The organism is Pseudomonas frederiksbergensis, from assembly GCF_003732705.1.
Lineage (GTDB): Bacteria > Pseudomonadota > Gammaproteobacteria > Pseudomonadales > Pseudomonadaceae > Aquipseudomonas > Aquipseudomonas frederiksbergensis_F.
Genome location: NZ_MOBR01000044.1, coordinates 150,758 through 174,312, shown reverse-complemented (window position 1 = coordinate 174,312; position 23,555 = coordinate 150,758). Strand labels below are relative to the sequence as shown.

Genomic DNA, 23,555 nt, shown 5'->3' with positions numbered 1-23,555 from the left:
CATCCATGTGTCAGAACATTCACAGCCGAACCCCGACGTTGAACGCCATCGACAGTCGCGGCTTGCCCGTCAGGCAAGTCGCCTATTGGCGCCAGGATGCGGGCGCTGCGGCACAAGCCCTCATCACCCGCCAGCAGCATGACGTGCCTGGCCGATCGGTTGCCCAGTGGGACCCGAGGCTGTTCGGCCTCGCGCCCAAACCCAACCTGGCGACGATTTATCGCCTGTCCGGCGAAGCGGTTCGGGTGGACAGCGTTGATGCCGGTTGGCGCTTGAGCCTGGCCGGCGTGGCCGGTGAAGGGTTGCAACGCTGGGACCTGCGCGGCACGCATTGGCAAACCACCTACGACGACCAGTTGCGCGTGATTGCCCTCCAGGAAAATGCCCAACCGAACGTCGAGCGCTTCACCTATGCCAATGCCACGGCGGCCGCCGGCCACAACTTGCGCGGGCAACTGGTCGAGTAAGTCGACCTGTCGGGCAGCGTCAGCTTCGACAGCTATAGCCTGGGCGGCCAGGTACTGGACGATACCCGAACCTTTGCCGGCGGCGCGTCCCATGCCAGCCACCGAACCTTTAGTCCCCTCGGTGCCGTGCTGGAGCAGACCGATGCCATGGCGCATCAGCAACTGTTTGGCTTTGACATCGCCGGGCAACTCAACCGGTTGCAGTTGAAGATCACGCCCACTGACGTGGCGCAAGACATCGTGACCGATGCCCACTACAACGCTGCTGGCCAGTTGATCGAACAGCACGCGAACAATGGCGTGATCAGCCATTGGACCTACGACCCGGCCGACGGTCGACTCAGCCAGCAACACGCCGGTTTTCCCAGCCGGACGCCGCTGCAAAACCTCGGCTACCACTACGATCGGGTCGGCAATGTGCTGGCCATCGACGACCTGGCCTTTACTCCGGCGTTCTTCGCCAACCAGCGGGTCGATGGCCATCGCGAATTCAGCTACGACTCCCTGTACCAGTTGCGCAGTGCCAGCGGTTTTGAAACCGATACACCGAACCTGCGCCCCGGCTTGCCGACCCCGATCACGCCCATCGACACCGGCCGACTCTACAACTACACCCAGCAGTATGAGTACGACACCGGTGGCAATCTGCGGACCCTACGCCATGTGCGCGACGGCAACAATCACACGCAAACGACGCACATCGCCCCCGACAGCAACCGTGGCGTGCGCTGGGTTGAAGGCGAGCCGGAGCCGGTGTTCGACGAACACTTCGACGCCCACGGCAATCTGCTGTGGCTGCAAAAAGGCCAGCCCCTGACCTGGAACAGTCGCGATCAATTGGCGGTGGCCCGGCTGGTGGAACGCAGCGGTGGCCCCAACGATGAAGAAACCTATGTCTACAGCCAGGGTCAGCGCGTAAGCAAACGGCTGGTGACCCAGGCGCAATCGGTGTCCCATGTGCGGCAAGTGCGTTACTTGCCGGGGCTGGAAATCCGCACGTTGGACGACAGCGAAGAACTGCACGTCATCACCCTGGGCAACGTGCGTTGCCTGCACTGGGTCAAGGGCAAACCGACGGCCATCGAGCAGGATCAATTGCGCTACAGCCTCGACGATCATCTGGGTTCCAGCACGCTGGAACTGGACCGCAACGGCGCGCTGATCAGCCAGGAAATCTACTACCCCTTCGGCGGTACGGCGTGGTGGGCGGCGCGTTCGGCGGTGGAGGTGGATTACAAAACCATTCGTTATTCGGGCAAGGAAATGGATGTCAGCGGGTTGTATTACTACGGCGCCCGGTATTACGCGCCGTGGTTGCAGCGTTGGGTCAGTGCCGATCCGGGCGGGGATGTGGATGGGCTGAATATGTTTGCGATGGTGGGGAATAATCCGCTGCGCTATGTGGACCCCGAGGGCGGTGCCAGGGAAGAAAGCGTGATTTTTCTCTACTCGGGTTTTATTTCCGTCCTGGGTGGTTTGTCAGAGCAAACACTCGGACAGGTCGACAACATCATTCATCAGAAGAACATCGTCAGAAGTCTATTCAAGAACCTGGTGGGGGAGACGGCTCCGGGAGTTCTCGGCTATGAAGCCGGAGCAAGAGCCACAAAGATGTCCGGGGAGCGTTTTGCCAGCGTCCCTCATACCGTTCAATACCTGGATTCCCACGCGTTGACCGTCGGCAATCTCGCCGGGGATGTGTCTGGCGCGGTGGGAGGGCCGTTAGTCGACAGCGTCGGCTTTATCTCCTCGCTCATCCCGCAAACCTCGAAGATGTCCATTGCAGCGATTGACAGCGCGTTGGGTGTCTCGGCCGCCGCTAACGAAATACAGCCCAACTGGAGAAGTATCAAGGACGAGGTGATTCACCCGGCACTCAACGCCGTGCTCAATCCGGAGTTTGTGATGAACCGGATAATGGCCACCTGGATATCGATCATTCCCGGCACGCTGAATATGTTTGCCCGTGCGGTGGAAGCCGAAGACATCAAAAATCGCCTCGACCCGGTCAAGATCGCCAAGATCGAGGCCATGGCCGCTGAATGGAAAGCCGCGACCGAGCAACGCTGGGCCTGGGCACAAAATGCATTCGATGCGTTGGGCACCGATACCGTCAACCCGGCCGACGTCATACCCAACGTCAACTTCATGACCCCCAAAGCCATGCTGGAGCCGATCACCCGGGCCGGTTTGCAACAAGCCACCAGCCAAACCCTCGACTACATAAGCCGCATTCAAAAGGGTATGGCTTATTACAAGGAAATGGGCACCACAGACAATCAGTTTCTGGCCCGTCAAGCGAAGTCGGCTTCGAAGGCGTCCCGAAGATGAGTGATTGACCCGTGCGCTGGCAGAGGAGGATCTGCCAGCGTGACTCCATGCTATCGTGCGCCCCCGTATTGCCGACTGTTTACGACGCCATGCCCGCGACTGCCCGTCCCCTGCGCCTGACGCTTTACACCCTACTGATCGTTGCCGGCGCAGTGCTGGCCGCTGCCCTGGCCATGCGCCACGCCGAACGCCAGGCCCTGGAAGAAGACGCCGCGCGCGCCAATCAGCAACTGGCGCTGTACGCCAATTCCCTGCACACCCTGATCGACCGCTACCGCGCCCTGCCCGCCGTGCTGGCGCTGGACCCGGAATTGCGGTCGGCCCTGGATAGCCCGGTGAGCCCTGAACAACAGGACCTGCTGAACCGCAAACTGGAAAAGATCAACGGCGCCGCGCAATCCTCGACCCTGGAATTGCTCGACCACACGGGCCTCGCCGTGGCCGCCAGCAATTGGCGCTTGCCCAGCAGTTATGTCGGCCACAACTACGGCTTTCGTCCTTACTTCAGCCAGACCCGCACCCAGGGCACCGGGCGTTTTTATGCGGTGGGCGTGACCAGTGGCATTCCCGGATATTTCCTGTCCAGCGCAGTGACCCGCGACAACGGCGAGTTCCTCGGCGCCATGGTGGTGAAACTCGAATTCCCCGAGCTTGAACGGGAATGGCGCCAAGGCACCGACACCTTGCTGGTCAGCGATGCGCGCGGGATCATCTTCATCGCCAACCAACCGGGCTGGCGTTATCGCACATTGAAACCGCTGAACGACAGCGATCACACCGAACTGAAAGTCACCCGACAATACGACAAGCAACCGCTGACGCCGCTGGTCTATCAATCGAAACGCCGCTTCGACGACAACAGCGACCTGGCCCGAGTCGAAGGCCCCGACGGCACGGCGGATTACCTGTGGGAATCTCTGCCGCTGCCCGCCGAAGGCTGGACCCTGCACCTGCTGCGTCGCCCGCAAGTCGCGTTCGAAGACAGCCGCAATGCCGGCCTCGCAGCCGCAGGCTCGTGGCTGGCGCTGGTGTTTTTGCTGCTGTTCCTCAACCAGCGCTGGCGCCTGGCGAAGATGCGCCAGCGCAGCCGCGAAGAACTCGAACAACTGGTGGAAGAACGCACCCGCGACCTGCGCACTGCCCAGGACGGTCTGGTGCAATCGGCCAAACTCGCGGCGCTGGGGCAGATGTCGGCGGCCCTGGCCCATGAAATCAACCAGCCACTGACCGCCCAGCGCATGCAGTTGGCGACCTTGCGTTTACTGCTCGATCACGGCCGGGTCGATGACGCTTACAAAGCGCTGAAACCGGTGGATGACATGTTGACGCGCATGGCGGCACTGACCGGTCACCTGAAAACCTTCGCCCGTAAAAGCCCCAGCGGTTTGCGCGAACGACTGGATCTGGCGGCGGTGGTCGATCAATCCTTGCAGTTGCTCGATGCGCGCCTGCGGGATGAAAACGTCAGCACCGTGCTGCACCTGACGCGCCCGGCGTGGGTGCGCGGCGATGCGATTCGCCTGGAACAAGTGCTAATCAACCTGCTGCGCAACGCCCTCGACGCGGTGCACGACAAACCCTGCAAACGCCTGGAAATCCGCCTCGAAGCCGATGAACAACTGTGGCGCCTGACCGTCGCCGACAACGGCGGCGGGATTGCTGAAGAACACCTGCCGAATGTGTTCGATCCGTTCTTCACCACCAAACCGGTGGGTGATGGTTTGGGCCTGGGGCTGGCGGTATCGTTTGCCATCGCCCACGAATCCGGCGGACGTCTGTCGGCGGACAATCATGACAATGGCGCCGTGTTCACCCTGACCTTGCCGATCGATCTGGAGGTGCCCGTCTCATGCTGAATTCGGTGATGGTGGTCGACGACGAAAGCAGCATCCGCAGCGCCGTCGAACAATGGCTGAGCCTGTCGGGGTTTGAGGTGCAGCTGTTCAGCCGCGCCGATGAATGCCTGGCGCAGTTGCCGGCGCATTTCCCCGGCGTAATCCTCAGCGACGTGCGCATGCCCGGCATGACCGGCCTGGAACTGTTGGCCGAAGTGCAGCGCCGGGATGCCGATTTGCCGGTGATCCTGCTGACCGGTCACGGCGATGTGCCGATGGCGGTCGAAGCCATGCGCGATGGCGCATACGACTTTCTCGAAAAACCCTTCAGCCCGGAAACCCTGCTCGGCAGCCTGCGTCGGGCCCTGGAAAAGCGCCGGTTGGTCCTGGAAAACCGTGCGCTGCATGAACAAGCCGACAACCGCGCCAAACTCGATGCCACGCTGTTGGGCGTGTCCCGTGGCTTGCAGACGTTGCGTCGGCAGGTGCTGGATTTGGCGACGTTGCCGGTCAACGTGTTGATCCGTGGCGAAACCGGCAGTGGTAAAGAGTTGGTCGCCCGCTGCCTGCATGACTTTGGCCCGCGTGCAGACAAACCGTTCGTGGCGTTGAACTGCGCGGCGATTCCTGAGCAATTGTTCGAGGCCGAGCTATTCGGGCACGAGAGTGGCGCATTCACCGGGGCTTCGGGCAAGCGCATCGGCAAGCTCGAATACGCCGATGGCGGCACATTGTTTCTCGATGAAATCGAAAGCATGCCCCTGGCGCAGCAGGTCAAGTTGTTGCGGGTGTTGCAGGAGCAGAAGCTCGAGCGCTTGGGCTCGAACCAGAGCATTCGCGTGGACTTGCGAATCATCGCTGCGACCAAACCCGACTTGCTGGACGAAGCCCGGGCCGGGCGCTTTCGCGAGGATTTGGCTTATCGCTTGAATGTCGCCGAATTGCGTTTGCCGCCGTTGCGCGAGCGGCGTGAAGACATTCCGTTGTTGTTCGAAACCTTCGCCCAGAATGCCGCCGAGCGCCTGGGCCGGACCTTCCCGCCGTTGAGCGGCCCGCAACTGAGTCACCTGCTGAGCCACGACTGGCCGGGCAATGTGCGAGAACTGGCGAACGTCGCCGAGCGCCAAGTGTTGGGGCTCGGTGAACCGGAGCCGGTTGGGATCGACCCTGGCCAATCCCTTGCCGCGCAACAGGAAGCCTTCGAAGCCCACTGCTTGCGCGCGGCGTTGACCCGGCATAAGGGCGATGTGAAAGCGGTGCTTGAAGAGCTGCAACTGCCGCGCAGGACCTTCAATGAAAAGTTGCAAAGACATGGGTTGAGTCGGGAGATGTTCCTCTAACTGATCGTTCCCACGCTCCGCGTGGGAATGCAGCCCGTGACGCTCCGCGTCACTCGTACCTGGGACGCGGAGCGTCCCTTGATGCATTCCTACGCGGAGCGTGGGAACGATCATTAGGCGGAAATCCGCTCATCTGCTTCTTAACCTTGAGCGACTATCCGCTCAGCCAACCCCATCACCCCCTCTAAACCGGCCCTCCTCCCCTTGGCACACCTCCTGCTATAGCCCCTGCAGGCTGCGTTTACACGCGCTCCACAAAAACAATTAAACGAAGGATCCTTCAATGGATAACTCCAACGCCCTGCCCCTTGGGTCGGCCGCTGCGCCTGCCAAAGAAAGAACCACCGCCAGCCGGATCAAATCGATCTTCAGCGGCTCTGTCGGCAACATGGTCGAGTGGTACGACTGGTACGTCTACGCCGCGTTCTCCCTGTACTTCGCCAAGTCCTTCTTCCCCGCCGGTTCCTCCACCGCGCAACTGATGAACACCGCCGCGATCTTCGCCGTGGGCTTTCTGATGCGTCCGATCGGTGGCTGGTTGATGGGCCTCTACGCCGACCGCGCCGGGCGTAAACGCGCACTGATGGCCTCGGTGTACCTGATGTGTTTCGGCTCGCTGCTGATCGCCCTGAGCCCCAACTACGAAACCATCGGCATCGGCGCGCCGATCCTGCTGGTGTTCGCGCGCTTGCTGCAAGGCCTGTCGGTCGGTGGCGAGTACGGCACATCGGCCACGTACCTCAGCGAGATGGCGACCAAGGAACGTCGCGGTTTCTATTCCAGCTTCCAGTACGTGACCCTGATCTCCGGCCAGCTCATCGCGTTGGCGGTGCTGATCGTGCTGCAACAGACCCTGACCACCGAACAGCTGTACGCCTGGGGCTGGCGCATCCCGTTCGCCATCGGCGCGCTGTGTGCGGTCGTCGCGCTCTACCTGCGTCGCGGCATGGAAGAGACCGAGTCGTTCAACAAGGTCAAGAAAGAGAAAAAAGAAAGCGCCATGCGCACCTTGATGCGCCACCCGAAAGAGCTGATGACCGTGGTCGGCCTGACCATGGGCGGCACCCTGGCGTTCTACACCTACACCACCTACATGCAGAAATACCTGGTGAACACCGTCGGCATGAGCATCACCGACTCCACCAGCATCTCGGCGGCCACGTTGTTCCTGTTCATGTGCCTGCAACCGATCATCGGCGGCTTGTCGGATAAGGTCGGTCGCCGGCCGATCCTGATTGCCTTCGGTGTATTGGGCACGCTGTTCACCGTGCCGATCCTCACCACCCTGCACACCATCCAGACCTGGTGGGGCGCGTTCTTCCTGATCATGGCGGCGCTGATCATCGTCAGCGGCTACACCTCGATCAACGCGGTGGTCAAAGCCGAACTGTTCCCGACCGAGATCCGTGCCCTGGGCGTTGGCCTGCCGTATGCGCTGACCGTGTCGATCTTCGGCGGCACCGCGGAATACATCGCGCTGTGGTTCAAGAGCATTGGCATGGAAACCGGTTACTACTGGTATGTCACCGCGTGCATCGCCGTGTCGCTGCTGGTGTACGTGACCATGAAGGACACCCGCAAGCATTCGCGGATCGAGACGGACTGACAGCTACATTGATAGTGGCTGTAATGGCCTCTTCGCGGGCAAGCCTCGCTCCTACATTTGGAATGCATTCCCCTGTTGGAGCGAGGCTTGCCCGCGAACGCTGCGCCCCGGTCTATCAGGACAACTCGGCCACCGCGCGCTTGCCATATTTGTTCTGCGCGTAAGCCGCGCCCGCAATCATCACCACCAGAATCCCCGCCAATACCAGCGACGAGCCAATGGTGCCGAAATCCAGGCCACCCTTTTCATGGGGTTTGGTCAGGAAGTCGCCCAGGGTTGCGCCGAATGGCCGTGTCAGCACGAACGCCACCCAGAACAACAGCACCGACGAAATCTTCGTGAAGTATTTGAGCAGCACCACCACCGCGATGGTCGAGCCGATCAAGAGTGCGCCGCCAGCAAAGCCCAGGCCCGAGTCGTCCGCCAGGTAGTCACCGAGCGCGGTGCCCAGGGTGTTGGAAAACAGAATCGCCATCCAGTAGAACATCTCACCGCGAAAGGTTTGGACCTTGCTGACATTCAGCGAATCGCCGCTCAGTCGCCAGGCTGCGAAGATCCCCGCCAGAATCGCGATCAGGATCATCGACCCCGTGGCGTAACCCAACTCGAGGGTGCGGTCCATGAAGTCGGACATGGTGGTGCCGGCCGTGCTGGTGGACAGAATCACGATCCAGTACAGCCACGGTTTATAGGTTTTGGACATTAACTGCGTGACCAGGGTCAGCACGAACACACTGATCAAAATCAGCGAGCTGATGGCGTAGCCAACGTTGAGGGTCATCGACAGCAAGTCACCGGCGGTTTCCCCCAGGGTCGTCGCACAGATTTTCATCACCCAAAACGCCAGAGTGATTTGAGGCAGCTTATTCATTACGGATAAAACTCCAGTGGTCATGACGGCCGTTTTCTTAGGGTTATGGCCGACGCGCAGACTGGCGGCGAAGCGGTGAAAAATAGGTAGGTGCTGTATGAAAATTCTGTCATGTACACAAATTGCTTTACGCATAACCCAGCAAAATCACTGATCTGCGCGACCTTTTCCAGCCGGGTGCATCCATCCCCGCCTACCCCACGTATATCAATTGCAGGCCCCAAAGCCACTAAGGCCCCGGGATCGGGTAGACCCACATGAAAAAACTGTTACCCGGGATTAATCACCGGTTAATGCCCAAAACCCATCCTGCCTCTGTCTGATCGATTAACGGCGATACGCCCGCTCAAGCCCTGAAAGCGCGAACATTTGGCGGCCTTAACATCTAATTAATCGATGTTTTTTAGCCTGAAATTGCAGTTAAAGATCACCTTTTACGAAACCGGAGTCACTATCATGAAAACCAAACTGTTCCTCGCCCTGGCCCTGACCGTACTGGCAGCCAACACCTATGCCGCAGATGGTTCCGACAAAACCGGCACGGCAGACTTCATCTCTGGCGCCACTGCTGCCGTCGAGTACACCCACTCGGGCGCTGTCGCCTCGGATGGTTTTGATCACACTGGCACCGCAGGCGCGATTGCCGCTGACGGCTTTGATAAAACCGGCACTGCGGGTGCTATCGGTTAACCCATCGGAGGGATTGAACAGCCCGGCTTCGGCCGGGCTTAGTCGTTTTTGGGGGCAAAGAAAACCTGAAGGAATGTCGAAGAAACTGTGGGAGCGAGCTTGCTCGCGATAGCGGTTTCACATTCAACACTTAGGGTGACTGATCTTCCGCTATCGCGAGCAAGCTCGCTCCCACAGGGATCTTCGTCTGACTGGAAATTACCGGCGTGCGCTTGCACTATGGCCGCATCCCGAACACCGCCCCAGGAATCCAAAACATGCCCGACGACATCCACTACTACGAACCCGCCAACGGCCACGGCCTGCCCCATGACCCGTTCAACGCCATCGTCGGCCCGCGCCCCATCGGCTGGATTTCTTCGCAAGACGCCAACGGCCAGCTCAACCTGGCGCCCTACAGCTTTTTCAACGCGTTCAACTACATTCCGCCAATCATTGGATTCTCCAGCGTCGGGCGCAAAGACAGCCTGAACAACATCGAACAGACCGGCGAATTCGCCTGGAACCTGGCGACCCGGCCACTGGCCGAGCGGATGAACCAGAGCAGCGCGATGGTCACGCCCGACACCAACGAATTCGAACTGGCCGGACTGACAGCCGCCCCGTCGAAAATCATTCAGGTGCCACGGGTCGCCGAAAGCCCGGTGTCGTTCGAGTGCAAGGTCACGCAGATCATTCAGTTGCAGCGCGCGAATGGGGATGTGGTGCCGAGTTGGCTGATTCTCGGCGAAGTGGTCGCCGTGCATATCGCCAAATGGTTGTTGAAGGATGGGGTGTACGACACCGCCGCGGCAGAACCGATTCTGCGCGGCGGCGGGCCGGCGGATTACTTTCAGCTGGGACCAGAGGCATTGTTCAAAATGTATCGCCCAGGGGCGAAAAAATAACTTACCAAAGCAAGTCAGCGTCTTCTTTGACGTCTTTGAGGCGGGTCAGCTCTTTGGCGGCAGCCAGGTCGGCCTCGTTTGCGGTCTTGAAGATTTGATCTTCCAGCACTTTGTGGAAACGTGGCGCACCGGTGCCACCGATGGCTTTGACGGCGATCGCGGCGTGGTAACCACCCTCGCCCGGTACTACAGCGGATACAGCTTCAAAATGATCAAAGGCTTTACGTGCCATGTCGCGGATCCTGGCTAAATGAGAATGAAGCCATTAAACCCTCAACCGACCAGTTTGTGCACCTGTGCTTTGGTCGGCCCCAGGGCTTGGGCGGCCGAGACGTCCTTGAAGGTATGGAAATCCAGGCTGTTGACCACCAGATCCTGCACCAGCTCGGCGAAAATCTGCATGGCGGGGGTGCTGAAGTACGCGGTCATGGCCTGTTGATGGGTCCAGAAACCGGACACCAGCCACAGGTCGGGATCGCATTGCGAGTGTTGCAGGGAAAAGCTCAGGCAACCGCCGGCCGAACGGGACGGCTCGATCAACGCGCTCAGGCGTACACCGAGTTCCGCCGAACGCCCGGCGCGGGCACGAACAAAAGCCATATGGCTGACGGGAATCTGCGTAGACATGTTCAACCCTCCCAGGGAGTCGTGTGGCAGCCAGGGACGGGCTGCGACAGGATCCAAGGTTAGGCGGCGCAGCGGGGTTGCCGTTAGTCGATTCCTGCCAGCTTGTTGCACAATCCTGCGAGGATGGCCAAACCGCACTGAATCAACGACTTGGACGTGTCCGGATGATGACACAGCGATTTCAAGCAAGTTTCAGCCCGGCGGCACTGCTCTGGCAACGCCGCGAAACAAGCCAATGCAGAATCAGGCAAGCATCAGGCAGGATGTGTCTACCGCTGTCGATTGCACAAACTTAAGCTCTGCCCCATCAACAACGCTTCAACGACCACCCCCTCAATGAGGAATCCCCGCATGTCGTCGTTCGATCACTTTGAAGCCCCGCTGGACGCCGACATGGAGAAACAGCGCGAGGAACTGGCCGCGATCATCCGCCGCAATACGACGGAGGATGGCAATTATGCGACTGCCGTCGGTTCGCTGTTCATGGGTCGCTACAGCCAGACCCATCAGTTTTCGCCGGGGCTGGCGCAACCGGCACTGTGCATCATGGCCCAGGGGCGCAAGGAGGTTCGGCTGGTCGACGAGGTCTTCACATACGACCCACTCAATTACCTGGTGGTTTCGGTGTCGATGCCGGTGAGCGGCCGCGTGGTCACCATCACCTCCGAAGAACCGATTCTCTCCATACGCCTGGACATCGACCCGGCGGAAATCACCGCGCTGATCGCCGACGCCGGGCCCATGGGCGTGCCCACCCGGCCCACCGGGCGCGGCCTGTACGTTGAACGACTGGACGCCGCGATGCTCGACGCCGTGCTGCGCCTGGCCCGTTTGCTCGACACCCCGAAAGACATCGCCATGCTCGCGCCGTTGATCCGCCGGGAAATTCTTTATCGCCTGTTGCGCAGTCAGCAGGGCCATCGTTTGTATGAAATCGCCATCGCCAACAGCCAGAGCCATCGCATCAGCCAGGCGATCAAATGGCTTAACGGCCACTATGAACAGCCGTTGCGCATTGATGATCTGGCGAAGGAAGTGAACCTGAGCGTGTCGACCCTGCATCACCGTTTCAAGGCAATGACGGCCATGAGTCCGTTGCAGTATCAGAAGCAGTTGCGCTTGCAGGAAGCGCGGCGCTTGATGCTCGCCGAAGGGCTGGAAGCGTCGGCGGCGGGGTATCGGGTGGGGTATGAAAGTCCGTCGCAGTTCAGTCGCGAGTACAGCCGGTTGTTTGGCGCACCGCCGTTGCGGGATTTGGCGCGGTTGCGGTTGTCGGTTTGAGGTTTTGGGTGGGGCTCGAAAACCACCCCTCACCCCAACCCTCTCCCCAGAGGGGAGAGGGGGAAAGGGAGCCGATCTTCATGCTTTTCAAGGCTTGAGTTCGACTCGATATTTCAGGTCGATGTAGCTCTAAGAACAACTCGGTCAGCCCCCTCGCCCCTCTGGGGAGAGGGGGAAAGGGAGCCGATCTTCATGCTTTTCAAGGCTTGAGTTCGACTCGATATTTCAGGTCGATGTAGCTCTAAGAACAACTCGGTCAGCCCCCTCGCCCCTCTGGGGAGAGGGTTGGGGTGAGGGGTGGATCGAAAGGCAGAAACCCGATATCAGGCGCTGAGTACCCGGCAAGCTTCCGCCGGTAACGTCACCGAAACCGGATTGCCAATGCTCAACCCAAACCCCTGACACGGCGTACTCAACGCGGTAAACGACACCCCCGAACACTCAACCGTCGTCTCAATCGTCGCGCCGATGTCCCGCACAAACGTCACTTTGCCCAGCAACCGATTCCCCGCCGTCGCCTGGGGATGAGACAGTTGCAGGTCCTCAGGGCGAATCAGCATCTTGATCTTCTCCCCCACCACAATGCTGCTGCAGATCGGCACCTCCAGCGCATCACCACCCGGCAAGCCAACCTTGCCGTTACCCAATGCGGTAGCCGGAAAGATATTGCCCGAACCGATAAAGTCCGCGACAAACTCATTGGCCGGGTGCCGATAGATTTCAATCGGCGTGCCCACTTGCTGCACCTTGTGCTCGCCCAACACCACGACGATATCAGCCATGGTCATGGCTTCACGCTGATCGTGGGTCACCATGATCGTGGTGATGTTCAAGCGCTGTTGCAGTTGACGGATTTCCACCTGCATCGACTCGCGCAACTTGGCATCCAGCGCCGACAGCGGCTCATCGAGCAGCAGGATTTTCGGCCGCGAGGCAATCGCCCGGGCAATCGCCACGCGCTGGCGTTGACCGCCGGAGAGTTTCGCCACCGGGCGATCAATCATCTCCTTCAGTTGAATCAGCTCCAGCAATTCCACCACCCGCGCCTGCTGATCAGCCTTGCTCACGCCACGCAGTTTCAGCGGATAAGCGATGTTCTCCCCCACCGTCATGTGCGGAAACAACGCCAGCGACTGGAACACCATGCCGAAGTTACGCTGGTGCGCCGGGGTGTGGCCGATGTCTTCGCCGTCCAGGCGAATCTCGCCGCCGCTCAGGGTTTCGAGCCCGGCGATCATCCGCAGCAACGTGGTTTTGCCGCAGCCCGAAGGGCCGAGGAAACACACCAGTTTGCCCTCGGGCAAATGCAGGTTTACATCCTTTACCGCGCAGGCCGAGCCGTAGTGTTTCTCGACGTTTTCCAGAATCAGACCAGTCATGTTGCACCTCAAGAATCAGAACGAAACGCCACCTTCACCGACCAGCTTCTCCAACGCCCAGATCAGGACGAAGTCGATCAGCACGATCAGCACGGCAAACGAGAAAACGGTTGGGTCCAGCGATGACACGGTGCGGCTGTACATCCAGATCGGCACGGTCATGACGTCGATGGTGTAGAGGAAATAGGTCACGGTGAACTCGTTGAACGAGACGATGAACGCCAGCAGCATCCCCGCCAGAATCCCCGATTTCATCAACGGCACCACGACATCGATGATCGCGCGGGTCGGCGAGGCGCCGAGCATTTGCGCGGCCTCTTCGACTTCGCTGCCGATGGAGAGCATCGCTGCCGTGCAGTTTTTCACCACGAACGGCAACGCCAGGATCACGTGGGCGATCACCAATCTTGAAGTGGTGATCTGGAACGGCAGGCTGTCGAACACCAGCAGCAACGCCAGCCCCAGCACCACCATCGGGAACACCAACGGCAGCGACATCAATTGCAGGGCCACGGCTTTGCCACGGAATTCGCAACGGGTCAGCGCATAAGCCGCCGGCACGGCGATGATCGTGGCGAAGACCATGGTCAGGCACGCCACCATCAGGCTGGTGGTCATGGCTTTGCCGAGGCTCAGCACGTCGCTGGCGTCCGGCGAAACGAAGGTGTGCCAGGCCGCGCGATACCATTGCAGGCTGTAGCTGCTGGGCGGGAAGTCGAGGTTCGAGGCGCCGCTGAACGACATGACGATCATGGTCAGGATCGGCAGCACCGCCAACAGCAGGATGAAGCCCGACAGGATGCCGGCAAACTTGCCGGTTTCCCCCGGCAGCAGGCCATAACGTTTCTTGGTCAGCGTACTCATTGCGAAGCCTCCAGCATGCGCCGACGACGGCCGGTGATGTATTCGGACAAGGTCATGATCGCCAGGGTGGTGACGATCAACACCACACCGGCAGCGGACGCGGCGGGCCAGTTCATCAGCGGGGCGATCTGGTCATGCACCATGACCGCGAGCATCGGCACGCGACGACCGCCGAGCAGCAACGGCACCACGAAGCTGCTGGCGTTGTAGGCGAACACCAACGTTGCGCCGGTGATGATCCCCGGCAGACTCATCGGCAACACCACTTGGCGGAATACCTGAAAGCGACTGGCGCCGAGAGTGGCGGCGGCTTCTTCATAGGTGCGAGCAACGCCGCGCATGGCGCTGGCAATCGGCAGCACGGCCAGCGGGAACGCGGTTTGCACCAGGCCCATCAACACGCCGTTCTGGTTGTAGAGCAGCATGATCGGGCGCTTGATCAAACCCAGACCCAACAGCGCCTGATTGAGCATCCCGGCCGGGCCGAGAATCACCAGCCAGCCGTAGCTTTGCAGCAGCAGGTTGACCAGCAATGGCAGCAACACCGCCGCGAGGAAGATCCGCCGGATAAACGGCGACGTCAGCCGCGACATGGTGTAGGCCACCGGGATCGCCAACAGCACCGCGATCACTGCGCTGAACAACGCCAGGCGCAGGGTCAGCATCAGGGATTTGAGGTAGTACGGTTCGAGCAACTGCGCGTAACTGGCCAGGCTGAACCCGGTCCACTCCGCGCCTTTGGTGCCGACGCTCATGCGCAGTACCAGCAGGCTCGCGGCAATCAGCACGCCGAGAAACAGCATCGACGGCGACAGAAAAAGCCAGGCGCGGGTGGTCGGCGACACACCCCGGCGCGAAGGCGCTGGCGCGACGGCGACCGGATGAGTCAGATGTGGTTGGTGTTCCATAGCAAGAGTCTCGTCAATGGAAAGCAGCTGGCAAACACAGCCCTTGAATCCACCTCCACCCCCCTTGTGGGAGCGAGCCTGCTCGCGAAAGCGATCTGTCAGTCGACATCAATGGTGAATGTCAGTCCGCATTCGCGAGCAGGCTCGCTCCCACTGGGGGATTTGTGGTGATTTCGAAATCGGTGTTCACCACTCAATCAGGAAGAAAAGATTTCCGTGTAGCGACGAATCCATTGGTCATGCACGGTGGCCAGGAAGGCGTTGTCGTGCATGATCGCCTTGTCGGCAATCTGCTCTGGCGTGAGGATGTACGGGCTCTTGCGCGCTTCGGCGGAGATGATCGCCTTGGCGTTGACCGGGCCGTTGTAGATGTCTTCGGCCATCTTGCCCTGCACCAGCGGGTCCAGAGAGTGGTTGATGAAGGCGTAGGCCAGGTCGGTATCGCCCGGACGATTTTTCGGCATTACCGATTGCATCAGGTCGGTGTAGAAACCTTCCTTCATGCCAAAGGTTGCGCTCAGACCGTAGGCCGGGTCGCGGATCTGTTTCGGGAAAAACGCCGGGGCGTAGAGGCCGCCCATGTCCAGGGAACCGGTGCGGAACAGCTCGGCAATCTGGTTCGGGTTTTCGCCCAACGTGACCACGCGATCTTTCAGCTCCGCAAGTTTCTTGAAGCCCGGCTCGATGTTGTGTTCGTCACCCCCGGCCAGTTTGGCGGCGATGATGATCAGGTCCATCGCTTCGGTCCAGTTCGGCGGCGGCAGGAAAATGTTCGGCGCCAACTCGGCGTCCCACAGCGCGGCGTAACTGGTTGGCGCTTCAGTCTGGGTGCGAGTGCTGTAGACCAGGCTGTTGCACCACAGCAGGTAACCGATGCCGTGACCATTGGCGCCGGTGCGGTATTTCTCCGGCACGTCCACCAGGTTGGGGATGCGGTTGAGGTCGGGCTTTTCCAGAAGATCGGCGGCGGCCAGGCCTTCGGCACCGACGCCCGCCAGGGTGATGATGTCGTACTGCGGACGATCACCGCCGGCCTTGAGTTTGGCGACCATTTCCGAGGTGCTGCCAGTGCGGTCGGCGATGACTTTGCAGCCGTACTTGGCTTCGAAAGTCGCCGCGATATTGCGCAATGCGGCCAGGCCGGTGTCATCGGACCAGGTCAGCAGGCGCAGGGTTTTGCCCTGGAAACGGGTGTCGCTGGCATTGGCACGGATGAAGGGCATGCTCATGGCCGCCGCTGCAACCGAAGCCACGCCCACGGTTTTGATGAATTGACGTCTGTTCAGATCATGCTGGCCCATGAAGGACTCCCTTTGTTTTTGTAAGTATGAGGTTGGTCGCAACCGTTGCATCCGCGCGGTCGGATCTGCTTCCAGCCCCCGGTTTGAAAGGACTTGAGCTGAGCCGACGGGTTCATCCTGAGGTCGTGCAAAACACCTGACTATCGATAAAAACTCATTGAAGCCATGACGCCAACGCATGCCTCATGTGGGAGCGAGCCTGCTCGCGAATAGCGCACGGGCGCCGCGTTTATTCAGGCATCCCCGCGTCATCGTTAACGTCCTTCGCGAGCAGGCTCGCTCCTACAGTGAAAGGCGATCAGACGGTCCGAATCACGTGTTTGATTTCCTGGAACGCCTGCAAACCCCACGGCCCCAACTCGCGGCCGATGCTGCTCTGTTTGTAGCCACCCCAAGCGGTCTGCGGGAAGATCACTTGCGGCGCGTTGATCCACACAAGGCCCGCCTGCAGAGCGTTGGCGACCCGATCCGCCGCTGCGTTGTCACGGCTGACCACACTGGCCACCAGGCCGAACTGGCTGTCGTTGGCCAGGGCAATTGCTTCGGCTTCAGAGGCAAAACTGCGCACGCAGATCACCGGCCCGAAAATCTCTTCACACCACAGCGCACTGTCGAGGGGCACTTCGGTGAAGATTGTCGGCTGCAAAAAATAACCGCGCGGCAGATCCGCTGGACGATTGCCGCCGCAAATCAGCTTGGCGCCCGCGCTCAAACCGCGATCGATGTGGCCGAGTACACGCTGGTATTGCGCCTGATTGACCAGCGCGCCCATTTCCACGTTCGGGTCGAACGGGTCGGCCACGCGAATCGCTTCGGCCCGGGCCTGCAAACGAATCAGGAATTCATCCGCCAGTTCATCGGCGACCAGCACGCGGCTGGTGGCGGAACACATCTGCCCGGCGTTGAAGAAACCACCGCCGCAGGCCAGTTCCACGGCCAATTCGACGTCGGCGTCCTTGAGCACCAGCAGCGAGGATTTACCGCCCAGTTCCAGGCTTACGCCCTTCACGGTTTCGGCGGCGCGTTGCATCACCTGAACGCCCACCGCGTTGCTGCCGGTGAAGGAAATCTTGGCAATGCGCGGATCCGCCGACAGCGGCGCGCCGACCGCCAGACCAGTTCCGCAAACCAGGTTGAACACGCCTTTAGGCAGGCCGGCCTCGGCGATGATCGCGGCCAGTTCCAGCTCCGGCAGCGGCGTGACTTCCGACGGCTTGAGCACCACGCAGCAGCCGGCAGCCAGGGCCGGGGCGAGTTTCCAGGCGGTGGTGACCATCGGGAAATTCCACGGCACGATCAGGCCGACCACGCCGCACGGTTCACGGCGCAAGCGCGCACTGAAGTCGTCGCTTGGCAACTCGACGGAGCTGTCCTGCTTGGCGTCCAGGCCTTCAGCCAGACCGGCGTAGTACTCGAACGTGGCGATCACGTCGTCCACATCGATGGCCGCTTCGAACAGCGGTTTGCCGTTGTTGCTCGACTGCAAATGCATCAGCTGTTCGCGACCCGCCGCTACGCCAGCAGCGATGCGGCGCAGGATCGCGCCGCGTTCGGTGCCGGTGGTTTTCGACCAGTCCGTGAAGGCGTTGGTCGCGGCGTGGACGGCTTGATCGACGGCTGTCTCATCGCCGCCATTCACGGTGGTCAACAGGGCTTCGGTGGCCGGGTTGATCACGCGCAGGTGTTCGCTGCCCGCCGACCATTGGCCGTCGATATAGAGACCGTCCAGCGTTGTTGGAAAAGTCATTTCGACACCGCCTTCATCCACTGGGTCTGATCGATTTCAATCAGGGTCGGGCCTTGGCGGTCGGTGGCGGCGCGCAAGGCGCTGCGCAGTTGCTCGACACCGTTGACCGCTTCGGCGGCGCAACCCAGGGCCTTGGCCACACCGACAAAGTCCGGGGTGTAGATGTCCACGCCCACCGGTTCGATGGCGCGATTGACCATGTATTTCTTGATCTCTTCGTAGCCCTGGTTATTCCACAGCAGCACGATCACTGGCGTGCGCGCTTCCACGGCGCTGGCCAGTTCCGGCAGGGTGAATTGCAGGCCGCCGTCGCCGATCAGGCACACAACAGGAGGACGCGAACCGCTTTCAGCGCTGCCGCCAAGCCAGGCGCCAATCGCTGCCGGCAAGGCATAACCCAGGGTGCCGTAACCGGTGGACGAGTTGAACCAGCGGCGCGGACGTTCCGGGTTGAAGGTCAGGTTGCCGGTGTACACCGGTTGGGTCGAATCGCCGACGAACACCGCATCCGGTAATTCGTGGAGGACGGTTTCGAGGAAACGGGTTTGAGCCAGGGTCGGCGCATCCCAGGTCGCGGCGAGTTCTTCACGCAACCGCGCGGCACGCACCTGACCCCAATCGTTGCGGCGCTCGGCCAACGATTTGTGGGACAGCGCGCTGAGCAGGGCTTGGGCGGCGTTGCGCGAGTCGGACACCAGCGCCACGTGCGGCGGGTAGTTGCGCACGGTCTGGTCCGGGTCGATGTCGACGCGCAGCAGTTTGCCGGGGATTTCGAAACCGCCGGCGAAGGTCACGTCGTAGTCGGTCTCGGCCAGTTCGGTGCCGATGGCCAGCACGACGTCGGCCTCGGCGACCAGGGCGCGAGTGGCGACCAGGCTTTGGGTCGAACCGATCAGCAGTGGATGGTTGGATTCGAGCATGCCTTTGGCGTTGATGGTCAGCGCAACCGGTGCGTCGAGCAATTCCGCCAATTCAGTCAGCTCGGCAGCGGCTTCGATGGCGCCGCCACCGGCCAGGATCAGTGGACGTTTGGCAACCGCCAGCAACTCGGTCATGCGCGAAACGGCACTCGGCGCAGCACCGGCGCGGTCGATGTTGACCGGGACGCTGGCGAGCAAGTCGTCGGCCTCTTCCACCAATACATCCAACGGAATTTCAATGTGCACCGGGCGCGGACGCCCGGCCTGGAACAGCGCAAACGCACGGGCCAACACGCCCGGCAATTCGGACGCCGACATCAGGGTGTGGGAGAACGCCGCCACGCCGCCGACCAGTGCGCTCTGGTTTGGCAGCTCATGCAGCTTGCCGCGCCCGCCGCCCAATTGGTTGCGGGTTTGCACGCTGGAGATCACCAGCATCGGGATCGAGTCGGCATACGCCTGGCCCATCGCCGTGGTGATGTTGGTCATGCCCGGGCCGGTGATGATGAAGCACACGCCCGGTTTGCCGCTGGTGCGCGCATAGCCGTCGGCCATGAAACCGGCGCCCTGTTCGTGACGCGGGGTGACGTGGTTGATACTCGAACGGGCCAGCCCGCGATACAACTCAACGGTATGCACCCCGGGAATGCCGAACACCTGCTCGACCCCGTAGTCTTCGAGTAACTTGACCAATACTTCGCCGCACGTCGCCATGTCTTTGCCCTTTTTGTTCGTTTGAGACGCCGGGCCCGCGCAGTGTTTATGATGCGAAGGCAAGCCCAGGGATGGCCTCATTGGAACGGGCGGCACGTAGCCGCAACAATGGATAAAAAGTCATACTAGCCATGTCCTCACGTCATACCTTGGGTCCTCATGAAACGACTGCCTCCCCTGCCCGCCCTGCACACTTTTCTGATCACGGCCCAATGTTGCAACTTCACCCGGGCGGCTGAGCAGTTGCACATCACCCAGGGCGCGGTGAGTCGCCAGATCGCCGGGCTGGAAGATCACCTAGGGTATGAGTTGTTCATTCGCCAGGCCCGAGGCCTGGAACTGACCGCCGAAGGACGGGAGTGGCTGCCACGGGTTCAACAGATTTTCGGCTTGATCGGCGAGGCGGTTGAGCAGATCGGCGTCAAGCGCGAAACCCTGCAACTCAAGGCCCCGACCTGCGTGATGCGCTGGTTGTTGCCGCGCCTGATGCAATGGCAAAAGGAACGCCCGGACGTGCCGGTGGAACTGACCACGACGGTGCGGCATGGCGTGGATTTTCATCGTGAGCAGTTTGATGCGGCGGTGATCTACGGCGTACCACCGGATACGTCACTGGCGTCCCATCGCTTGTTCGATGAGCAACTGACGCCGGTGTGTTCCAAACCCTATCTCGAAGGGCCGGTGCCGTTGCAGGCGCCGGAAGATCTGGAACAACACATGCTGCTGCACCCGACTCGCGATGAGCGCGACTGGAAGGCGTGGCTGACCACGGCGGATGTGCACTTGAGCAATGTCGGCAAAGGCCAACACTTTGAAACGCTGGATTTGGCGATGTCGATGGCGTCCCAAGGGACGGGGGTGGCGATTGGGGATTGGTCGTTGATCGGCGATGATTTGAGCGCCGGGCGGCTGGTCATGCCGTTTGAATTGAAGGTGAAAACCGGGTTGGGGTATTACCTGGTATTGCCGCAGAAGCCGGCGCCTTCGCCGAAGTTGCAGGAATTGTTGGGGTGGTTGGTAGAACAGGCCGCTGTACGCTGATCGTTCCCACGCTCCGCGTGGGAATGCAGCCCGGGACGCTCCGCGTCCCATCCAGAGCCGAACGCAGAGCGTCCGGTGAGGCATTCCCACGCAGAGCGTGGGAACGATCAGTGGATCTCAATACCCCACGGCAAACCGCTGCCGCGAATGCTTCGGCATTTCCACTTCATCCAGCAGCGCAATCGCATAATCGGCGAACGTGATCCAGCTCCGGCCTTCTGCGCTGACCAGCAAATCATCCTTGCCGATCCGGAACTTGCCGGTGCGCTCACCTTCAACAAACTCCGCCGACGGCGACACGAACGTCCAGTCCAGTTCCTGCTCCTTGCGCAGGTTCTCCAGGAACAACGCCCCGGCACTGGCCTCAGCCTTGTACTCCTCGGGGAAGCCTTCGCTGTCGATCACACGAGTGCCATTGGGCAGCAACAACGAACCGGCCCCACCCACCACCAGCAAGCGTTTGACCCCAGCCTTCTTTACCGGCCCGATCACGGCACTGGCCGGCAAGGTCGAGAAATGCGCAGCACTGATCACCACGTCATGCCCGGCAACAGCGGCTTGCAGCGCTTCGGCATCCAGTGCGTCAACGTTCTTGCTGACCACACCGGCACGCTGGCCGATCTTCGAGGTGTCGCGAGCGATGGCGGTAACGCTGTGACCGCGACGCAGGGCTTCTTCCAACAGTTGGCTACCGGCACGACCGGTGGCACCGATGATTGCGATTTTGCTCATGACGTTCTCCAGTTGGGTAAGGTGTGGCAGGTTTTGATCAGGGCGATCAGGGTCAGCGGATTACCACTTCATCTCGCCCTTGGCGACTTTGGCGCTCAGTTCCAAGGAGCTTTCTTCGCCCAGGGTCGGGTAGCGTTTTTTCATGGCTGCGATCAGTTCAGCAGAATCTTTGGCCTTGGCGGTTTCTTCGTCGAACGCCTTGATGTACTCAGCCGTAAATTGCACAGCAGCCAGGGAACGGGCGCTCTCACCCAGGTAGTGACCCGGCACGATGGTTTTCGGTTTCAGGGTTTCGATCGAATGCAGCGTCGTCAGCCAATCGGCATGGGACTGCGCGGTCTGCGTATCCGCCATCCATACGTGGATGTTTTCCGCGACAACCACACCACCGACCACAGCCTTGATCGACGGAATCCACACAAAACTGCGATCCGGCTGCTTGCCGTCCAGGCCCATCACCTGCAATTTCTGCCCTTCGAGCATCAGGCTGTCGCCCTTGAGCACGCCCGGCACGATGGTTTTGGCCGGCACGTCGGCGCCCATTTTCGGCCCCCAGAACGCCAGTTTGCCGTCGACGGTTTGCTTGATGTGGTCCACGGTCGGCTGCGTGGCCAACACCTTGGCGTTCGGGAACGCGGCGGTCAGGGTGTCTAGGCCGAAGTAGTAATCCGGGTCACCGTGGCTGATGTAGATGGTGGTCAGTTGCTTGCCGCTGGCGCGGATTTTCTGCACCACTTGTTCGGCCTGGGATTTGCCGAACTGCGCGTCCACCAGGATCGCCTCTTTCTTGCCACTGACCAGCACCGACGTCACCGGGAAAATCGCCTTGTCGCCCGGGTTGTAGACATCCAGGGTCAGGGTCGAAGCCGCCGCAGCGTGAGCCGCGAAGCCGAGGGTGGCGGTTGCCAGGAGAATGCGCTTGATTGCGGTGAAACCGATCATCTGTTGCTCCGTTGTCCGATTGCCGTGTCTGGCGATGGGGACAGAGCTTAGTTGCCAATCTCAGTACAAAAAATGCGATGCTTGAACATAGTTTGTTTCTAAAAGTGGGCAAATCATGGATCGTCTTCAAGCAATGCAGGTGTTTGTCTCGGTGGTGGACCTGGGCAGCCAGTCAGCGGCGGCCGATCACCTGGACCTGTCGCGGCCGGTGGTGTCGCGGTATCTGGCGGAGCTGGAGGATTGGGTTGGCGCCCGGTTGATGCACCGCACCACGCGCAAGTTGAGCCTGACGGCGGCGGGCAGCGAAATCCTGCCGCGCTGTCGGCAGATGCTCGACTTGACCACGGATATGCAAGCCGCCATCAGCGAACCGGACGAAGCGCCCCGTGGCTTGCTGCGGATCAGCGTCAGTACCTCATTCGGCCAGGCACAATTGGCGGATGCTATGGCCGCTTACGTCAAGCGCTACCCCGGCGTCAGCATCGACATGCAAATGATCGACCGCACCGTGAACCTGGTGGACGAACGCATCGACCTGGCGATCCGCACCAGCAATGACCTGGACCCGAACCTGATCGCCCGCCGACTGACGGTGTGCCGCTCGGTGATCTGCGCCTCCCCGGCCTACCTGGAAGAACACCCGACGCCCCAGCGGGTCGAGGAGTTGAGCCAGCACAACTGCCTGACCCACTCCTACTTCGGCAAAAGCCTCTGGCATTTCGAGCAGGACGGCGAACAGGTGTCGGTGCCGGTACAGGGCAATATCAGCGCCAACGAGGCCAGCACCCTGCTGCGCGCGACCATGGCCGGCGCCGGCATCGCGATGCTGCCCAGCTACCAGGCCGGCGTGCATATCCACAGCGGCGAACTGATCCGCCTGCTGCCCCACGCCGAACCGCGGCAGATGAACATGTACGCGGTCTACGCCTCACGCAAACACATGCCATCGACAATGCGCAGCATGCTGGACTTCCTGGTGCTCAGATTCCCCGAAGAACCGGAATGGGATAAAGGCAGCTACTAGCTTTAAGCTGCAAGCTGCAAGTTAACGGCGCGCGGCTTGCAGCTTGAA

General features: G+C 60.8%; 21 protein-coding genes. 10 read left to right on the top strand and 11 right to left on the bottom strand.

The features are described 5' to 3' along the window. The first annotated feature begins 5 nt into the window (after positions 1-5). The 5 genes from BK667_RS33775 to BK667_RS32140 all read left to right on the top strand — a co-directional run bounded on the left by BK667_RS33775 (position 6) and on the right by BK667_RS32140 (position 7,579). Entirely contained in the window at positions 6-467 is a 462-nt protein-coding gene (locus tag BK667_RS33775; RefSeq protein WP_259698296.1) for a hypothetical protein, read from the top strand. Between the two features lie 147 nt (positions 468-614). Then, positions 615-2,798, top strand: a complete 2,184-nt coding sequence (locus tag BK667_RS32155) for an RHS repeat-associated core domain-containing protein (RefSeq protein WP_259698295.1) — start codon at positions 615-617, stop codon at positions 2,796-2,798. 47 nt (positions 2,799-2,845) lie between these two features. After that, positions 2,846-4,654, top strand: a complete 1,809-nt coding sequence (locus BK667_RS32150; RefSeq protein WP_123600001.1) for a two-component system sensor histidine kinase MifS — start codon at positions 2,846-2,848, stop codon at positions 4,652-4,654. Next, positions 4,648-5,973, top strand: a complete 1,326-nt coding sequence (gene mifR, locus BK667_RS32145) for a two-component system response regulator MifR (protein ID WP_123600000.1) — start codon at positions 4,648-4,650, stop codon at positions 5,971-5,973. The genes BK667_RS32150 and mifR overlap by 7 nt, the downstream gene beginning before the upstream one ends. A gap of 283 nt (positions 5,974-6,256) precedes the next feature. After that, positions 6,257-7,579 (top strand): MFS transporter, encoded by a 1,323-nt coding sequence (locus tag BK667_RS32140; RefSeq protein WP_123409329.1) that lies wholly within the window; start codon positions 6,257-6,259, stop codon positions 7,577-7,579. 115 nt (positions 7,580-7,694) lie between these two features. Here BK667_RS32140 and BK667_RS32135 read toward each other — a convergent pair whose 3' ends face one another. Further along, on the bottom strand, positions 7,695-8,450 hold the full coding sequence (locus BK667_RS32135; RefSeq protein WP_123599999.1) for a COG4705 family protein: 756 nt from the start codon (positions 8,448-8,450) through the stop codon (positions 7,695-7,697). 456 nt (positions 8,451-8,906) lie between these two features. On the opposite strand from BK667_RS32135, the gene BK667_RS32130 reads away from it, so the two are divergent. Continuing rightward, positions 8,907-9,140 carry a hypothetical protein gene (locus BK667_RS32130; RefSeq protein ID WP_123508585.1) on the top strand — a complete coding sequence of 78 codons (234 nt, stop codon included), beginning with the start codon at positions 8,907-8,909 and terminating at the stop codon, positions 9,138-9,140. A gap of 257 nt (positions 9,141-9,397) precedes the next feature. Then, positions 9,398-10,027 (top strand): flavin reductase family protein, encoded by a 630-nt coding sequence (locus BK667_RS32120; RefSeq protein WP_123508577.1) that lies wholly within the window; start codon positions 9,398-9,400, stop codon positions 10,025-10,027. A gap of 1 nt (position 10,028) precedes the next feature. Here the strand turns inward: BK667_RS32120 and BK667_RS32115 are convergent, their stop codons facing one another. Both BK667_RS32115 and BK667_RS32110 read right to left on the bottom strand, forming a co-directional pair. Then, entirely contained in the window at positions 10,029-10,259 is a 231-nt protein-coding gene (locus BK667_RS32115) for a hypothetical protein (RefSeq protein ID WP_054045089.1), read from the bottom strand. Positions 10,260-10,300: 41 nt separating this feature from the next. Continuing rightward, positions 10,301-10,654, bottom strand: coding sequence for a putative quinol monooxygenase (locus BK667_RS32110; protein ID WP_123508578.1), 354 nt, complete (start codon positions 10,652-10,654; stop codon positions 10,301-10,303). Positions 10,655-11,005: 351 nt separating this feature from the next. On the opposite strand from BK667_RS32110, the gene BK667_RS32105 reads away from it, so the two are divergent. Next, a complete protein-coding gene (locus BK667_RS32105; RefSeq protein ID WP_123508579.1) occupies positions 11,006-11,935 on the top strand; it encodes an AraC family transcriptional regulator in 930 nt (309 codons plus the stop codon). A 323-nt stretch (positions 11,936-12,258) separates the two neighbouring features. On the opposite strand, the gene BK667_RS32100 is transcribed toward BK667_RS32105, so the two are convergent. The 6 genes from BK667_RS32100 to BK667_RS32075 form a co-directional block, all read right to left on the bottom strand. Then, complete coding sequence (locus tag BK667_RS32100) at positions 12,259-13,314, bottom strand: ABC transporter ATP-binding protein (protein WP_123599997.1); 1,056 nt, start codon at positions 13,312-13,314, stop codon at positions 12,259-12,261. A gap of 15 nt (positions 13,315-13,329) precedes the next feature. Then, positions 13,330-14,178: an ABC transporter permease gene (locus tag BK667_RS32095; RefSeq protein WP_123514997.1), complete on the bottom strand. Its 849-nt coding sequence runs from the start codon at positions 14,176-14,178 to the stop codon at positions 13,330-13,332. Continuing rightward, complete coding sequence (locus BK667_RS32090; RefSeq protein WP_123514999.1) at positions 14,175-15,086, bottom strand: ABC transporter permease; 912 nt, start codon at positions 15,084-15,086, stop codon at positions 14,175-14,177. The genes BK667_RS32095 and BK667_RS32090 overlap by 4 nt, the downstream gene beginning before the upstream one ends. A gap of 197 nt (positions 15,087-15,283) precedes the next feature. Beyond that, a complete protein-coding gene (locus tag BK667_RS32085) occupies positions 15,284-16,387 on the bottom strand; it encodes an extracellular solute-binding protein (protein ID WP_123515003.1) in 1,104 nt (367 codons plus the stop codon). 298 nt (positions 16,388-16,685) lie between these two features. Beyond that, positions 16,686-18,134: an aldehyde dehydrogenase family protein gene (locus BK667_RS32080; RefSeq protein ID WP_123599996.1), complete on the bottom strand. Its 1,449-nt coding sequence runs from the start codon at positions 18,132-18,134 to the stop codon at positions 16,686-16,688. Continuing rightward, positions 18,131-19,768: a 5-guanidino-2-oxopentanoate decarboxylase gene (locus BK667_RS32075; RefSeq protein WP_123515007.1), complete on the bottom strand. Its 1,638-nt coding sequence runs from the start codon at positions 19,766-19,768 to the stop codon at positions 18,131-18,133. The genes BK667_RS32080 and BK667_RS32075 overlap by 4 nt, the downstream gene beginning before the upstream one ends. A gap of 159 nt (positions 19,769-19,927) precedes the next feature. On the opposite strand from BK667_RS32075, the gene BK667_RS32070 reads away from it, so the two are divergent. Continuing rightward, positions 19,928-20,809, top strand: a complete 882-nt coding sequence (locus tag BK667_RS32070) for a LysR substrate-binding domain-containing protein (RefSeq protein ID WP_123599995.1) — start codon at positions 19,928-19,930, stop codon at positions 20,807-20,809. A gap of 117 nt (positions 20,810-20,926) precedes the next feature. On the opposite strand, the gene BK667_RS32065 is transcribed toward BK667_RS32070, so the two are convergent. Both BK667_RS32065 and BK667_RS32060 read right to left on the bottom strand, forming a co-directional pair. Then, positions 20,927-21,541: an NAD(P)-dependent oxidoreductase gene (locus BK667_RS32065; RefSeq protein WP_123599994.1), complete on the bottom strand. Its 615-nt coding sequence runs from the start codon at positions 21,539-21,541 to the stop codon at positions 20,927-20,929. Between the two features lie 60 nt (positions 21,542-21,601). Further along, positions 21,602-22,483 carry an MBL fold metallo-hydrolase gene (locus BK667_RS32060; protein ID WP_123599993.1) on the bottom strand — a complete coding sequence of 294 codons (882 nt, stop codon included), beginning with the start codon at positions 22,481-22,483 and terminating at the stop codon, positions 21,602-21,604. Between the two features lie 115 nt (positions 22,484-22,598). On the opposite strand from BK667_RS32060, the gene BK667_RS32055 reads away from it, so the two are divergent. After that, the gene (locus BK667_RS32055; RefSeq protein WP_123515015.1) at positions 22,599-23,507 is read left to right on the top strand and encodes a LysR family transcriptional regulator; all 909 of its coding nucleotides are present in this window, start codon (positions 22,599-22,601) and stop codon (positions 23,505-23,507) included. Positions 23,508-23,555: the final 48 nt, after the last annotated feature.